This is a genomic window from Paraburkholderia sp. SARCC-3016 (assembly GCF_031119615.1).
Classification (GTDB): Bacteria; Pseudomonadota; Gammaproteobacteria; order Burkholderiales; family Burkholderiaceae; genus Paraburkholderia.
Genome location: NZ_JAVHZD010000019.1, coordinates 121,317 through 135,794, shown reverse-complemented (window position 1 = coordinate 135,794; position 14,478 = coordinate 121,317). Strand labels below are relative to the sequence as shown.

General features: G+C 64.8%; 14 protein-coding genes and 1 pseudogene. 13 read left to right on the top strand and 2 right to left on the bottom strand.

Annotated elements, in window-relative coordinates:
• Positions 1-13 precede the first annotated feature (13 nt).
• From QYH69_RS20155 to QYH69_RS20140, 4 genes are read left to right on the top strand one after another with little or no spacing between them, the layout of a single operon-like run.
• Complete coding sequence (locus tag QYH69_RS20155) at positions 14-880, top strand: branched-chain amino acid ABC transporter permease (RefSeq protein WP_308833567.1); 867 nt, start codon at positions 14-16, stop codon at positions 878-880.
• A complete protein-coding gene (locus QYH69_RS20150) occupies positions 877-2,022 on the top strand; it encodes a branched-chain amino acid ABC transporter permease (RefSeq protein ID WP_308833566.1) in 1,146 nt (381 codons plus the stop codon). The genes QYH69_RS20155 and QYH69_RS20150 overlap by 4 nt, the downstream gene beginning before the upstream one ends.
• Complete coding sequence (locus QYH69_RS20145) at positions 2,019-2,738, top strand: ABC transporter ATP-binding protein (RefSeq protein WP_308833565.1); 720 nt, start codon at positions 2,019-2,021, stop codon at positions 2,736-2,738. Before QYH69_RS20150 ends, QYH69_RS20145 begins: the two co-directional genes overlap by 4 nt.
• An 11-nt stretch (positions 2,739-2,749) precedes the next feature.
• A complete protein-coding gene (locus tag QYH69_RS20140; protein ID WP_308833564.1) occupies positions 2,750-3,475 on the top strand; it encodes an ATP-binding cassette domain-containing protein in 726 nt (241 codons plus the stop codon).
• Positions 3,476-3,510: 35 nt separating this feature from the next.
• Here QYH69_RS20140 and QYH69_RS20135 read toward each other — a convergent pair whose 3' ends face one another.
• On the bottom strand, positions 3,511-3,690 hold the full coding sequence (locus tag QYH69_RS20135) for a hypothetical protein (RefSeq protein ID WP_308833563.1): 180 nt from the start codon (positions 3,688-3,690) through the stop codon (positions 3,511-3,513).
• Complete coding sequence (locus QYH69_RS20130) at positions 3,687-4,628, bottom strand: LysR family transcriptional regulator (protein WP_308833562.1); 942 nt, start codon at positions 4,626-4,628, stop codon at positions 3,687-3,689. The genes QYH69_RS20135 and QYH69_RS20130 overlap by 4 nt, the downstream gene beginning before the upstream one ends.
• Before the next feature lie 274 nt (positions 4,629-4,902).
• Between QYH69_RS20130 and QYH69_RS20125 the strand changes: the two genes are divergently transcribed.
• From QYH69_RS20125 to QYH69_RS20085, 9 genes and pseudogenes are all read left to right on the top strand, one after another.
• On the top strand, positions 4,903-6,396 hold the full coding sequence (locus QYH69_RS20125; protein WP_308833560.1) for a UbiD family decarboxylase: 1,494 nt from the start codon (positions 4,903-4,905) through the stop codon (positions 6,394-6,396).
• The gene (locus tag QYH69_RS20120) at positions 6,389-7,003 is read left to right on the top strand and encodes a UbiX family flavin prenyltransferase (RefSeq protein ID WP_308833559.1); all 615 of its coding nucleotides are present in this window, start codon (positions 6,389-6,391) and stop codon (positions 7,001-7,003) included. Before QYH69_RS20125 ends, QYH69_RS20120 begins: the two co-directional genes overlap by 8 nt.
• Positions 7,004-7,007: 4 nt before the next feature.
• Positions 7,008-10,049 carry a molybdopterin cofactor-binding domain-containing protein gene (locus tag QYH69_RS20115; RefSeq protein WP_308833558.1) on the top strand — a complete coding sequence of 1,014 codons (3,042 nt, stop codon included), beginning with the start codon at positions 7,008-7,010 and terminating at the stop codon, positions 10,047-10,049.
• Positions 10,046-10,867 carry an FAD binding domain-containing protein gene (locus QYH69_RS20110; RefSeq protein ID WP_308833557.1) on the top strand — a complete coding sequence of 274 codons (822 nt, stop codon included), beginning with the start codon at positions 10,046-10,048 and terminating at the stop codon, positions 10,865-10,867. The genes QYH69_RS20115 and QYH69_RS20110 overlap by 4 nt, the downstream gene beginning before the upstream one ends.
• Complete coding sequence (locus tag QYH69_RS20105) at positions 10,864-11,400, top strand: 2Fe-2S iron-sulfur cluster-binding protein (protein ID WP_308833556.1); 537 nt, start codon at positions 10,864-10,866, stop codon at positions 11,398-11,400. The genes QYH69_RS20110 and QYH69_RS20105 overlap by 4 nt, the downstream gene beginning before the upstream one ends.
• Positions 11,393-12,967, top strand: coding sequence for an AMP-binding protein (locus QYH69_RS20100; RefSeq protein ID WP_308833555.1), 1,575 nt, complete (start codon positions 11,393-11,395; stop codon positions 12,965-12,967). The genes QYH69_RS20105 and QYH69_RS20100 overlap by 8 nt, the downstream gene beginning before the upstream one ends.
• 6 nt (positions 12,968-12,973) lie before the next feature.
• Positions 12,974-13,780 carry an enoyl-CoA hydratase-related protein gene (locus tag QYH69_RS20095; RefSeq protein ID WP_308833554.1) on the top strand — a complete coding sequence of 269 codons (807 nt, stop codon included), beginning with the start codon at positions 12,974-12,976 and terminating at the stop codon, positions 13,778-13,780.
• Between the two features lie 45 nt (positions 13,781-13,825).
• On the top strand, positions 13,826-13,987 hold the full coding sequence (locus tag QYH69_RS20090; protein ID WP_374992460.1) for a hypothetical protein: 162 nt from the start codon (positions 13,826-13,828) through the stop codon (positions 13,985-13,987).
• Positions 13,954-14,471 (top strand): annotated as a pseudogene (locus QYH69_RS20085) (glucose-methanol-choline oxidoreductase); the annotation flags it as partial. The gene QYH69_RS20090 and the pseudogene QYH69_RS20085, both read left to right, overlap by 34 nt.
• Between the last annotated feature and the right edge of the window lie 7 nt (positions 14,472-14,478).

The following is a 14,478-nucleotide window of genomic DNA, read 5'->3' as shown; positions in this document are numbered from 1 at the left end:
AGGGAACCAAGCGATGGATCTTGCGGCGATTGTCCTGATTCAGGTGCTGTATGCGATAGCGAGTCTCGTCGTGATCTCGTCGGGGCTTGCAGTCATCTTCGGCATGATGAAGGTGATTAATCTCGCGCACGGCGAGTTTATGATGCTGGGCGCTTATGCGTGCATCGAGGCGATCCATTTCGGCGTGAACCTGTGGGTCGCGATTCTCGTCGTTGCGCCTGTCGTGGTCGCGCTGATCGGCGTCGTGCTGGAGCGCGTGTTTATCCGGCGGCTGTACGGCCGCATGATCGACACGATGCTCGCTACGTGGGGGCTTTCGTTGCTGCTGATCGGCATCGTCACGTCGATCGCCGGTAATACGACTGCGGGCATTTCGGCGCCGCTCGGCAGCTTTGCCATCGGCCGCTATTCGGTGAGCAGCTATACGCTCGTGATCATCGCGATTGCCGCGGTCCTCGCGCTAGCGATGCGCTGGATATTGCTGCGCACGTCGCTCGGGCTGATCGCGCGCGGCACGATGCAGAATCCGCAGATGGCCGATGCGCTAGGCATCGCTCCGGGTCGCGTCTATTCGGCAACCTTCGCGATCGGAGCGGCGCTGTCGGGACTTGCAGGTGCGTTGCTCGCGCCGATGACGGGCGTGGTGCCGACGATGGGCGGCGCATTCGTCGCCAAGGCGTTTATCACGGTGATCGGCGGCGGACCGGCCATCGTGGCGGGACTGATCAGCTCGTCGACGCTATTCGGCGCGATCAGCCAGATCGCGACATTCGCTTCGACGCCCGTATTCGGCGAAGTGGCGCTGCTTGCCGGCGCGATCGTGATGCTGCGGCTGCTGCCGCGTGGCATTACCGGCCGCTTCTTCAAGGGGGCATTGTGAACAGCCCTGTCAATGCGAACCGCGCGATGCCGGTGCCCGACGCGCTGTCACGGTTTTCGCGCTCGTGGAAGAGCGCAGCGCTCACGCTCGCAATCGGCGTGCTGATGCTGTTGGCGCTGCCTCGCGTGCTCGACGACTTCGCGCTCGTGCAGGCAACCGTGTACGCGGTGATGGCGATACTCGCGGTGAGTCTCGGCTTTGTGTGGGGCTGCGGCGGCATCCTGTGCTTTGGGCAGTCGGCGTTCTTTGGTCTCGGTGCGTACACGTACGCGATCGCCGTCACAAATTTCGGCGACAGCACCGTACCATTCATTCTCGCGATCGTGCTGCCGGCCGCCTTCGCGGCGGTGCTTGGCTATCTGATCTTCTACGGGCGGCTGTCGGACGTGTACATGGGTGTCATCACGCTCACGGTCACGCTGATTCTGTTCAATACGGTCAATTCGACCGCGGGTCCGGAATGGACAATCGGCCACGCACCGCTTGGCGGCTTCAACGGCATTCCGAACATCGCGCGGCTCAATATGCCGGGCAATGTCGACGATGTAATCGGCCCGCGCGGTTTATTCGAGCTGTCGCTTGGCGCGCTGCTCGGCGTCTATCTGTTGCTGCGTGTGCTGCTTGCGTTGAAGATGGGGCGCGTCATCGTGGCGAGCAAGGAAAACGAACAGCGTCTACTTTTGCTCGGCTACGACTCGCGCGCCTACAAGCTCTTCACGTTTATGCTCGGTGCGGCGATCGCCGGGCTGTCCGGATGTCTGTTCGCGAACTGGGGCGCGTTTACGAGTCCGACGGTATTCGGTCTTGCGCAATCGGCGCAAATCATCATCTGGGTCATCGTGGGCGGGTTGGGGACGCTGGTCGGCCCCGTTGTCGGTTGCGTGGCGATTCAATGGCTCACCGCGCAGATCGGCACGCAGCAGACGATCAATTCGAATCTCGTGCTCGGCGCGATTCTCGTCGTGTTCGTGCTGATGGTGCCCAAGGGCATCGTTCCTGGCCTCGGCGAACTGGGCATGCGGCTCGCCGCCTTGGTTCGGCGCGGCCGCACAGGGTCGGGGACGGCGCACGCCGCGGTCGCCGCATCGCACGACCAAGCGCGGCAAGGCACGCATCGCCCATCGCGCAAGGAAACCGCATGACGACGCCACTGCTCGAAACGCGCAAGCTCAACGTCCGCTTCGGCGGCGTGCATGCGACCCGTGACGTCGACTTCACGCTCGCGGAGGCGGAACTGCGATGCGTGATCGGTCCAAACGGTGCGGGCAAGAGCACTTTCTTCAAATTGCTGACGGGTCAGGTCAAGCCGACTTCAGGGGAAATTCTGTTTCGCGGTAAGGACATCACCGCGATGCAGCCGCATGAGCCGGCGCGCCTCGGCATCGGCATCAAGACGCAAGTGCCGAGCCTTTTCAACGGGCTCTCCGTGTGGGAGAACGTATGGCTAGCGGCGCGCCGCGTCAATACGCCGATGCAGACCGAGCGCGTGACGCGTGAAGTGTTGGAGCGGGTCGGCATGCTGTCGCATCGCGACGCGGTTACAGGCCTGCTCGCACACGGCGAGAGGCAGTGGGTCGAACTGGCCGTGGTCATCGCCGCGGATCCACCGCTGATTCTGCTGGACGAACCTGCCGCGGGCATGAGCGATACAGAAGTCGCGCGCACGGCAGACCTGATTCTGGAGATCAACCGGCGGCATGCGCTCGTCGTGGTGGAGCACGATATGAGTTTTATCCGGCGTATCGCAAAGACCGTTACCGTTTTGCATCAGGGCGCGGTGATCCGCGAGGACACGCCCGAACGCATCATGCGCGACCCGTTCATCCAGCAAATCTATCTTGGCAAGAAGCCGCATTGAACGGAGGCGCGATGCTGGAAACACAACGCTTATGCGCGGGCTATGGCGCGATTCCGGTGCTGTACGACGTAGCGCTCTCGGTTCGCGAGGGCGAGGCGATCGGCATTCTTGGGCACAACGGAATGGGCAAGACGACGTTGTTGCGCACGCTGATCGGCGCGCTGCCCGCTACCGCAGGCACGATTCGCTTCGGCGCCGACGATATCACCGCGCTGCCGCCGCATGCGCGTGCGCGGCGCGGAATGGCCTACGTGCCGCAGGGCCGTGAAATTTTTCCGACGCTGTCCGTCTACGACAATTTGCGGCTCGGCCTCGTAAAGACAGGACGCAAGCCGGACGACGCGATTGCCGCGCTGCTCGATGACTTTCCACAGCTGCGTCCGCTGCTCGACCGCGCGGGCGGTTCATTGTCGGGCGGCGAACAGCAATTGCTCGCACTTGCTCGTGCGCTGGCGGGCGAGCCTTCGCTGCTGCTGCTCGACGAGCCGACCGAAGGCATTCAACCTTCGATCATCGAGGAAATCGCCGAGACGCTCGTGACGCTAAGAGAAAAGCGCGGGTTGACGATCGTGCTGGTCGAGCAGAATCTTGACTTCATCGCGGCGGTGTCTCAGCGGGTGCTGGTCATCCGGCGCGGGCAGATCGGCGATGAAATTCCCCGTGAGCATCTGGCGGACCTCGATAAGGTCAGCGAATACACGGGGGGTTCATGCGTAGCGCGCAATTCGCTTACTTGACGGCCGCTTCAACACGCGGCCCCTCGGCCGCTTCGTTATTCCTTACGCACGGCCACGTCTGAGTTGTCGCGGCCCTCCATCCGCAGCCGGTCAAATAGCGATCCGATCGGACATTCGAAGCCACCGCAATGTATGGCCTCGCCCGTTGCGGGATCGATGCTGTCGATGTTGGGCGTGCCGGTCGATTCGCCGGCAGCCAAGTGTCGTGCGTTCATGGTGAACGTTCCTTGATGGGGTGTGAGGGCTCGTCGCCCGACATGTTCGACGCGCGGTGCAACTCGTCGCCGATGATCTCGATCAGTGCTTCCGCCGCCGCGCTCAACGGGCGGCGCGGATGGCTCACGCAGACAATGTGCCGCACGATGCGGGGTGCCAGAATCGGGCACGCGCGCAACGTGCCGTGCCGCGCGGCACGCTCGACGACGATTCGCGGCAGGATCGTCGCGAAGCGCGTGTGCTCGACGAGCTTGAGAATCGTCGAAAGCACGTCGATCTCGAAGCGCGGCGCGAGCAGAACGTCCTCATGTTGCGCGGCGCTGTCGAGCACGCCGCGCAGGCCGTGACGTTTGGTGGGCAGCACGAGTTCCAGTTCGGGCAATTGCGCGAGTTCGATTGCATGCGGCAAGTCGGGGCCATGCGCGGCGCTGGAGGCAAGCACCATCTCTTCGTCGAGCAGCGGGCGCGAGTCGAGAGAAAGGCGCGCGCGCGGCTTGTTGATGAGGGCGGCATCGAGCTGGCCACCCGCCACCCAGTCGATGAAGGTCGCGCTGTAGCCATCGGCGACGGTGACTTCGACATCGGGGTAGCGCGCGTGAAAGCGCGACAGCGAATCCGCGAGCACGCTTTCCGTCACCGATGCGATCAGCCCGATGCCGACATGCCCCGTCACCACTTCGTCGCGCTGCACGAGTTGCTGCCGCGCGTGGGCAAGGTCACGCACGATCGGTAAAAACAGCCGGTACATCAGCCGTCCCGCGGCGGTCGGCGCCATGCCGTGTGCGCCGCGCTCGAACAGCGGCTGATGCAGTTCATCCTCGAGTTTCGCAATCTGCATGCTCAAGGCCGGTTGCACGATGTTCAAGCGCTTCGCGGCACGAGTGACCGAGCCGTCCTCGAACAGCGCGATGAAGTACTGGATTTGCTTGAGGTCCATTTTTCCGGGGCATCAGAGACGCTAATAGCCTATGTCGTCATTATCATCTCGCTTTGCGCAGACGGGCAGGGTACCGGTTCTTCATGCTCCTGCTGGTGAGGCACATTGAGCGTTACATTGATACGGAACGGCAAGAACGCTGTCATCGGGAGGAACACCGATATAAGCGAGAATGATCCTCCGCATCAGAAAACAGTATTAGATCTTATGGCGTGATCTCACTACGCTTCATCCAATGCGCTCGCTACGGTAGCGCGCACAGATGGAGACGCCGATGAACACACGCGATGCCGCAACGCACGGCATTCCCCCATTCGCCTGGAGACGGGATCACGCCGACACCGGCTCGCTGTCGCTGCGCGACTGGCTCGTGCATCTCGCGAAAACCGGCCGTGTCGCGACGATCGACAAGCCCGTCGCGCTCGAGCACGAACTCGCCGCTATTGCAAAGCGACTCGACGGCGAACGAGCTGCTTTTTTCACGCAGCCGCTCGGACATGCCAAGCCCGTCGTGAGCGGCTTCATGTCGAAGCGCGCGTGGATCGCGGAAGCGATGGGCGTCGACGAATCCACGTTGCTCGCGCGTTTTTCCGCTGCGACCGCAGCGCCGCTCGCATCGAAACTGATTCAACGTGAAGACGCACCGTGTCAGCAAGTGATGCATACGAGCGGCATCGATCTTCACGCACTGCTGCCCATTCCCACGCACAGCGAACACGACAGCGGCCCGTACATCACCGCCGGTCTGGTGATCGCGCGCAATCCGCGCACCGGTGTGCAGAACGTCTCGATCAACCGCATTCAGGTGCACGGCCCCGATCGCATGGCGATCCTGCTGCTGCCGCGTCATCTCTACGCATTCCAGCGCGACGCGGAGGCCGCGGGCGATGCGCTCGACGTCGCCATCGCGATTGGCGTCGATCCCCTGACCATGCTCGCGTCGCAAGCGATCACGCCGATCGATCGCGACGAACTCGAAATCGCTGGCGCGCTGCACGGTGCGCCGCTGCCTGTCGCACGATGCGTCACGAACGGCGTGCACGTGCCGGCGTTTGCGGAGATCGTCATCGAAGGGCGCATTCTGCCGAACGTGCGTGAGCCGGAAGGTCCGTTCGGCGAATTTCCGAAGTACTACAGCGCGAAGGAAGCACGCGAAGTCATCGAAGTGATGGCCGTCACGCATCGGCGCGATCCGATCTTTCATACGATCGTGCCCGCCGAAATGGAGCATCTGCTGCTCGGCGCGATTCCACGCGAAGCCACGTTGCTCGCGCATCTTCAGCGCAGCCATCCCGCCGTGAAGGACGTGCATCTGTCGGTGGGCGGCGTGTGCCGCTATCACCTGTGGGTGCAACTCGACAAGAAGCGCGAAGGCGAAGCGAAGAACGTCATTCTGTGCGCATTCGGCGCGCACTACGACATCAAGCAGGTCGTCGTCGTCGATACCGATGTGAACGTGCACGATCCCGCCGAAATCGAATGGGCGATCGCGACGCGCTTCCAGGCAGACCGCGATCTCGTCGTGATTGCAGGCGCGCAAGGTTCGCCGCTCGATCCGTCGACGACGGTGGGTCAGCCCGACGATACGCCGTCGCATCTGCAAGGCGTCAGCGCGAAGATGGGCCTCGATGCGACGCGCCCCGTCGTGTATCCCGCGCATGTGTTCACACGCGTGCGCATACCGGGGCAAGACACGGTCGATCTGCAAGCACTCGTCGCCGCCGACAACAGCGCGTTCGACGCCTATCTGTCGCGCGATCATGGCTGAACGAAAGAAACGCATCGTCGTCGGCATTTCGGGCGCAAGCGGCGCGGTGATCGGAGTGCGTTTGCTCGCCGCCTTGCGCCGGGTCGGCACGCATGAGACGCATCTCATCGTGTCGTCGTCGGGCGCGGTGACGGCCGCCCAGGAACTCGGCCTCGCGCGCGGCGATCTCGAAGCCGCTGCCGATGTCGTGCACAACGTGCGCGATATCGGCGCGGCCGTGGCAAGCGGATCGTTTCTGACCGAAGGCATGGTGATCGCGCCATGCTCGATGAAAACGCTCGCGGGCGTCGCGAACGGCTTCGCGGACAACCTGCTGACGCGCGCCGCCGATGTGATGCTCAAGGAGCGCCGCCGCCTCGTGCTGGTCGCGCGCGAAACGCCGCTCAATCTCGCGCATCTGCGCAACATGACGCTCGCCACGGAAATGGGCGCGATCGTGATGCCGCCGGTGCCCGCGTTCTACGCGCATCCGCAGACTATCGACGACGTGGTCGACCACACGGTCGGGCGCATCCTCGATCTGTTCGGCATCGAGCATGGCGAGATTGCGCGACGCTGGAGCGGTCTCGCCGATGAATTCGGCGGCCACACCGCACTTGAGGAGTAAGGTCATGAATCAGCGCGAAACCGCATTTGACGACCTGGACGCGCGCGTCGCAGACAAGGAGACGCGCGAAGCGAGCGCACCGCAGCGTCACATCGGACGCCCGATGCAGCGCCTCGAAGACCCGGCGATCCTGACGGGCCGTGGCCGCTATGGCGACGACATCGCTGTCAAGCCGGGCACGCTGCACGCCGCGATTCTGCGTTCGCCGCACGCGCACGCGGACATCCTGTCGATCGACACGCAAGGCGCGTCGAAACTCGCGGGCGTGCGCGCCGTGCTCACGCGCGACGATTTGCGTCCGTGGTCGCGACCGTTCGTCGTCGGCGTGAAATCGCCGATGGAGCAGTGGGCGCTCGCGATGGACCGCGTGCGCTACGTCGGCGAGCCGGTCGCGGTCGTGATGGCCGAATCGCGTGCGCTCGCGGAAGACGCGCTCGATCTCATCAAGGTCGACTACGCGATGCTCGATCCCGTGACGTCGATTGAACAAGCCGCGAAGGACGACGCGCCGGTGCTGCACGAACGCGTCGGCAGCAACGTCATCAGCGACCGGCATTTCCGCTACGGCGAGCCGGAAGCGGCCTTCGAGCGCGCACCGCATCGCGTGAAACTGGTTGCGCATTATCCGCGCAACACGTGCGCGCCGATCGAGTGCGGCGTAGTCATCGCCGAGTATCTTTCGGGCGACGAAGGCTACGACGTCACGTCGAATTTCATGGGGCCGTTCTCGCTGCACGCCGTCATGGCGATGGCGTTGAACGTGCCTGCCAATCGGCTGCGTCACAAAGCCCCGCGCGATTCCGGCGGCAGCTTCGGCGTGAAGCAGGCCGTGTTTCCGTATGTCGTGCTGATGTGCCTCGCGTCGCGCAAGGCGGGCGCGCCGGTGAAGTGGGTCGAGGATCGGCTCGAGCACTTGAGCGCGGCGACATCGGCGACGGCGCGTGTTTCAACGCTCGAAGCGGCCGTCGAAGCCGACGGCCGCATCGTCGCGCTGTCCTACGATCAGATGGAAGACGTGGGCGGTTACGTGCGCGCGCCGGAGCCCGCGACGTTCTACCGGATGCACGGCTGCCTGACGGGCGCGTACGCGATCCCGAATCTGCTCGCGCGTAATCGCGTCGTGCTGACGAACAAGACGCCGACGGGCCTTGTGCGCGGCTTCGGTGGGCCGCAGGTGTACTTCGCGCTGGAACGGCTGATCCAGCGCATCGCGATCGAACTGAAGCTCGACGTGCTCGACGTGTATCGCCGCAACTTCGTTCCCGCCGATGCGTTCCCGTATCGCGCGGCGGCAGGCGCGCTGCTCGATTCGGGCAATTATCAGGAAGCGCTGCGCCGTTCACTCGACGAAGGCGGATACCGGGGACTCGTTGCGCGCCGCGACGCCGCGCGCAACGAAGGGCGGCTGTATGGCATCGGCTTCGCGGCGATCGTCGAGCCGTCGGTATCGAACATGGGCTACATCACGACCGTGATGCCCGCGGACGCGCGTAGGAAAGCAGGGCCAAAAAACGGCGCGATAGCGAGCGCGACCGTCAGCGTGGATCTGCTCGGTGGCGTGGTCGTCACGATCGCATCGACGCCCGCGGGTCAGGGCCACATGACGGTGTGTGCGCAAGTCGTCGCCGATGTGCTCGGGCTTGATCCGAAAGACATCGTCGTCAATGTCGAATTCGATACGCACAAGGACGCCTGGTCCGTCGCGGCGGGCAATTATTCGAGCCGCTTCGCGGGCGCGGTGGCGGGCACGGTGCATCTCGCCGCGACGCGCGTGCGCGACAAACTCGCGCGCGTGCTCGCGAAGCAGTTCAACTGCGCGCCCGGCGACGTGCGCTTCGAAGGCGCGCGCGTCTTTCCGCGCGATGCCGAAGACCGTGCGCTGCCGTTCGCGCGCGCCGCCAGCAATGCGCCACACTGGGCGCCCGCGCTCTTGCCCGAGGGCGAAGAGCCGGGCCTGCGCGAAACCGTGTTCTGGTCACCGCCGCACATGGATGCGCCCGACGAACAGGACCGCATCAATACATCGGCGGCGTATGGCTTCGCGTTCGACATGTGCGGCGTCGAAGTGGATCGCGTGACGGGACGCGTGCGCATCGACCGGTATGTGACCGTGCACGACGCGGGCACCATCCTCAATCCCGCACTCGCCGATGGCCAGATTCGCGGCGCGTTCGCGCAAGGTGTCGGCGCGGCGCTGATGGAAGAGTTCCGCTACGGCGCGGACGGCAGCTTCCTGTCCGGCACGCTCGCCGATTATCTGATGCCGACAACCTGCGAAGTACCCGATCCGCTGATCGTGCATCTGGAGACGCCTTCGCCTTTCACGCCGCTTGGCGCGAAGGGTCTCGGCGAAGGCAACAACATGAGCACGCCGCCGTGCATCGCGAATGCGGTGGCGGACGCGCTCGGCGTCGAAGACATTCGCCTGCCGCTCACGCCGCCCAGAGTGATGGCGATGATAGGCATGGACGATCCCGAACCGTCGCGCCCCGAATATCGCGAAGCGCCCGCGACGAAGCCCGCGACGCCGGGCGGCGGACGCGCACTGACGGCGCAGGGCGCTGTCGATCTGCCGGCGACACCCGAAGCCGTGTTCGCCGTGCTGCTCGATCCGAAGGCACTCGCGAACGTCATTCCCGGCTGTCACGCGCTCGAAGAGACGGCGCCGGACCAGTATCGCGCCGACGTGACCGTCGGCGTCGGCATGATCAAGGCGCGTTTCGAGGCGCGTATCGGCTTGTCGGAGATCGATGCGCCGCGCCGTCTGCGACTCGCTGGTGCGGGAATCTCGCCGCTCGGCAGCGCGCGCGGCAGCGGTCTCGTCGAACTGACGCCGCAAGGCAGCGGGACGCGGCTCGCGTACGACTACGAAGCGCAAGTGTCAGGCAAGGTCGCGGCGGTCGGCGGCCGCATGCTCGAAGGCGCGGCGAAGGTCGTGCTCAGGCAGTTGTTCGAATCGCTCGGACGGCAGGCGGCGGGCAAGCCCGCGCAGGCGCACGGATCGTGGATCGCAAGACTCCTCGTACGTTTCAGGAGACACGCATGAAGCCCGCACCGTTCGATTACCTGCGCGCGATGACCGCGTCAGACGCGCTCGAGGCGCTCGCGCAATACGGCGAAGACGCCCGCGTGCTGGCAGGCGGCCAGTCGCTGATGGCCGTGCTCAATATGCGGCTCGCGCAACCGAAAGTGCTCGTCGATATCTCGCGCACGGCCGAACTCGATGCCGTGCGCGTGGACAATCAGGCGGGGCATCTCGTCGTGAACGCCGCGGCGACGCAAGGCAGCGTCGAATGGCGCAGCACGCTCACCGACGAAGCGCCGCTGCTCGCGATGGCCTTCCCGCATATCTCGCACTTTCAGATTCGCAATCGCGGAACCGTGTGCGGATCGATCGCGCATGCGGACCCGAGCGCGGAGTTGCCGCTCGTGCTTTCGGCACTCGGCGGCGACGTGATGCTGCGCTCGCGAAAAAGGCGCCGCACCCTCGCCGCGCAGGACTTCTTTCAGGGAATGCTGATGACCGCGCGCGAGCCCGATGAACTCGTCGAAGCGGTGCGCTTTCCGCTGCGCAAGGCAGGCGAGCGCTACGCGTTCGCAGAATTTTCCGCGCGACACGGCGATTTCGCGATCGTCGCGTGCGCGGCCGTGGTCACCGACGAGTCGATCCGAATTGCGGTCGGCGGCGTCGCGGACCGGCCGGTGACGGAGCAATGGCCGCGTTTGCAGGGCGATGACCTGCGCGGCGCACTGAACGATTTGAGCTGGAAACTGAACGCGCAGGACGACGCGCACATCAGCGCGAAATATCGCCGGAATCTGGTCCGACAACTCGGATGGCGCGTGATCGAGGAGGCAAAGTGAGCAAGCTGTCGGACACCCTCATGCGGCACGGCAAAGCGCAGCGCATTGCGCTGACGCTGAACGGCCGCGAACGAAGCGGCGATTGCGAGCCGCGCGAACTGCTGTCGGACTTCATCCGGCACGAACTCGGCGCGACGGGCACGCACGTCGGCTGCGAACATGGCGTGTGCGGCGCATGTACCGTGCAGGTCGATGGCGTCGCGGCGCGCTCGTGCCTGATGCTCGCGGTGCAGGCCGATGGGCGGCATATCGATACCGTCGAGGGCCTGGCGCCCGATCAGACGCTTGGCGACCTGCAGCAGGCGTTCCAGCGGCATCACGCGCTGCAATGCGGCTTCTGCACGGCAGGCATTCTGATGTCGTGCGCGGATTATCTGCGGCGCGTGCCGGATCCGTCCGAAGAGCAAGTGCGCGAGATGCTCTCGGGTCATATCTGCCGCTGTACGGGCTATACGCCCATCGTGGCCGCGGTGCTCGACGTGGCCGCGCGCCGCAGGGCCGAGGCAAGCACGAAGGAGGTCGAACATGCTTGATCTCGGACGCACGTTCCTGCAAAGCGTCGAGCGCAGTCCCAACGCGCTCGCGCTCGTCGATAGCGATGTGCAACTGACGTACGCGCAGTGGCATCGCATGATCCTGAATGTCGCCGATGGCCTGCGCGAACTCGGCCTGGAACACGGCGACCGGCTGCTCGTCGTGCTGCAAAACCGCTGGGAAATGGCGACGCTGCATTGGGCCGCACAGTTTGCGGGTATCGTGATCGTGCCGCTCAACTGGCGGGCGAAGCCGGAAGAAGTCGACTACTGCATGACCGACGCGGGGGCGAAGGCAATTGTCTACGAACCCGTGAGCGCCGATTCCGTCGCGCAGAGCGCCGCCGCGCAAAAAGTGCCGCGCGTCGGACTCGACGGTGCGCCCGGCCGCACCGCCACCTTCGATGCGCTCATCGTCGAGCGAACGCGCAGCGGCGAGGTGACCGACACGACGCACGCCACCGCCGACGACATCTCGCTGATCCTCTACACGTCCGGCACGACAGGCCAAGGCAAGGGCGTGCCGCGCCGGCATCGGCATGAACGGGCGGCCGCGCTCGCGCACGTCGCGCAGAACCTCTACCGGCGCGGCGAACGCACGCTCGGCGTGATGCCGCTCTATCACACGATGGGCGTGCGCTCGCTGCTTGCGATGGCGCTCGTCGATGGCCTGTTCGTCTGCGTGCGGCGCTGGAACGCAAAGCTCGCGCTCGAATGCATTTCGAAGCACGCGCTCACCTGCCTTTATCTCGTGCCGACGCTCTATCACGATCTGCTCGCCGACAGCGCGTTCGCTAGCACGGATACGTCGCCGGTCAGAAAACTCGGCTTCGCGGGCGCACCGATGAGCGACGGGCTGCTCAAACGCCTCTCGGCCGCGTTCGAGCCGGAGCTTTTCGTCAATCACTACGGCTCGTCCGAGGTCTACACGTTCAGCATCGATCAGGACGCGACCAGGAAACCCGGCAGCGCGGGCCGCGCGGGCATTAATACGCGGCTGCGCGTCGTGAAGCTCGATGCGCTCTCGCCCGATGACATCGCCGAAGCCGGCGAAGAAGGACAGATCGTTGTGGACCTGCTCGGCGACGAATCTTTCGAAGGCTACTGGAATCGGCCGGACGCGAATGCGAAGTGCTTGCGCGATGGCTGGTACTTCACCGGGGACACGGGCTATCTCGACCGCGACGGCGATCTGTACGTGACGGGCCGCGTCGACGACATGATCATCAGCGGCGGAGAAAACATATCACCGGTGGATATCGAATCGGTGCTGTCGCTGCATCCTGCCGTCGATGAAGTCGCGGTCGCGGGCGTCAAGGACGAGCGCTGGGGGCAGCGCGTCGTCGCGTTCATCAAGCGCCGCGAGTACGTCGATTCCGATGCGCTTGATGCGTGGTGCCGCCAGTCGGACCTCGTCAATTTCAAGCGTCCGCGCGACTACGTGTTCGTCGACGACATTCCGAAGTCGCCGGTCGGCAAGATCCTGCGCCGCAAGCTGCAAGCGGGCGAGTACACGCCCGCTTCAAACGCCCAGGCCGCGCAATTTACAGAAACCACCAGGGAGTAATCCACAATGAGTGATCTCAACCATCGCGGCCAGACGCTGCTGCAAAACCTCGACGGCTTCTTGGTCGAAATCGACGCTCAGCGCGAGCGCGCCGACATCATTCTGCATCGGCCGCCGTTCAACGTCATTTCGATGCACGCACGCGATCAGTTGCGCGCCGTGTTCGAAGCCCTCGACGAGGACGACCGCGTGCGGGTGATCGTCGTGCGCGCGAAGGGCGAGCATTTTTCGAGCGGCGGCGACATCAAGGGCTTTCTGGAAGCATCGCCGGAGCACGTGTCGAAGCTCGCCTGGAATATCGCGGCGCCCGCGCGCTGCTCGAAGCCGGTGATCGCGGCCAATCGCGGCTTCTGCTTCGGCGTGGGCTTCGAGTTGTCGCTGGCGTGCGATTTCCGCATCGTCACCGATACGGCCTTCTATGCGCTGCCGGAGCAGAAGCTCGGCCAGATTCCCGGCTCGGGCGGCTCGGCGCGTTTGCAGTCGATGGTCGGCATCGGCCGAACCAAGGACATCGTGATGCGCTCGCGCCGCATTCCGGGCAAGCAGGCGTACGAGTGGGGCATCGCCGTCGAATGCGTCGCGGACGCCGAACTCGAATCGGCGACGGACGCGCTCGTCGACGAACTGCGCGCGTTCTCACCGCTCGCGCAGCGCACCGCGAAGAAGCTCCTGAACGATTCGGAAGACGCGCCGTTGTCGATCGCGATCGAACTTGAAGGGCATTGCTATAGCCGTCTGCGCTCGTCGGACGATTTCCGCGAAGGCGTGGAAGCGTTTCATGGCAAGCGCAAGCCGGTGTTTCGCGGCAGCTGATACCCGACACGCCGCATGGCGCACGAGACAAAAGGAGACAACGCGATGGATCGCTTCGACTACGTGATCGCGGGCGGCGGGTCGGCGGGATGCGTGCTTGCGCATCGGCCGTCGACGGCGGCGTCGGTGCGCGTCGCGCTGATCGAGGCGGGCGCCGATACACCGCCGGGCGCAGTGCCCCCGGCGAACATTCGCCCACGATGCTGATGCGCGCCGATATCGGCGATGCGCGCCAACTCGTGGCTATGGGTATCCCGTGTACGGTGGAATTGCCGGGCGTCGGACGCAATCTGCACGATCATCCGTCGCTCACGTTCTGTCATTTTCTCGAGGCGCGCTTTCGGATGCCGCTCGCGCGACGCGCGCAGCGTGACATGTGCTCGGCAACCGGCTCAGCCTCTTTTTCCTGTGGTGCAACCGGCCGTATTCGCGTGGCCGCGTGCCAGCGGCGTCGCCCGATGCCGCCGTTGCGCCGCGCGTCGATCTGAATCCGCTCGAGGACGAACGCGATTCGCAACGGCTCGCGGCTGGCGCGCGGATGCTGGCGCGCGTCGTCGATGCATCGCCGGTGCCGCGGCTGCCATCGGCGAACACGAACATGCCGGCCATCGCGATCGCCGGGAAGATCGCCGATGCGATGGTTGCCCGGCGAAGGGCGAGCGTGGCATCGCCGTTCGCCGCCGCGCACTGACGATTTT

Excerpts from the sequence above, each read along its gene's own strand:
- QYH69_RS20090 (WP_374992460.1), top strand. The coding sequence starts at position 13,826 with ATGGATCGCTTCGACTACGTGATCGCGGGCGGCGGGTCGGCGGGATGC.
- QYH69_RS20155 (WP_308833567.1), top strand. The coding sequence starts at position 14 with ATGGATCTTGCGGCGATTGTCCTGATTCAGGTGCTGTATGCGATAGCG.
- QYH69_RS20115 (WP_308833558.1), top strand. The coding sequence starts at position 7,008 with ATGAATCAGCGCGAAACCGCATTTGACGACCTGGACGCGCGCGTCGCA.
- QYH69_RS20120 (WP_308833559.1), top strand. The coding sequence starts at position 6,389 with ATGGCTGAACGAAAGAAACGCATCGTCGTCGGCATTTCGGGCGCAAGC.
- QYH69_RS20140 (WP_308833564.1), top strand. The coding sequence starts at position 2,750 with ATGCTGGAAACACAACGCTTATGCGCGGGCTATGGCGCGATTCCGGTG.
- QYH69_RS20130 (WP_308833562.1), bottom strand. The coding sequence starts at position 4,628 with ATGGACCTCAAGCAAATCCAGTACTTCATCGCGCTGTTCGAGGACGGC.
- QYH69_RS20095 (WP_308833554.1), top strand. The coding sequence starts at position 12,974 with ATGAGTGATCTCAACCATCGCGGCCAGACGCTGCTGCAAAACCTCGAC.
- QYH69_RS20100 (WP_308833555.1), top strand. The coding sequence starts at position 11,393 with ATGCTTGATCTCGGACGCACGTTCCTGCAAAGCGTCGAGCGCAGTCCC.
- QYH69_RS20135 (WP_308833563.1), bottom strand. The coding sequence starts at position 3,690 with ATGAACGCACGACACTTGGCTGCCGGCGAATCGACCGGCACGCCCAAC.
- QYH69_RS20145 (WP_308833565.1), top strand. The coding sequence starts at position 2,019 with ATGACGACGCCACTGCTCGAAACGCGCAAGCTCAACGTCCGCTTCGGC.
- QYH69_RS20110 (WP_308833557.1), top strand. The coding sequence starts at position 10,046 with ATGAAGCCCGCACCGTTCGATTACCTGCGCGCGATGACCGCGTCAGAC.
- QYH69_RS20125 (WP_308833560.1), top strand. The coding sequence starts at position 4,903 with ATGAACACACGCGATGCCGCAACGCACGGCATTCCCCCATTCGCCTGG.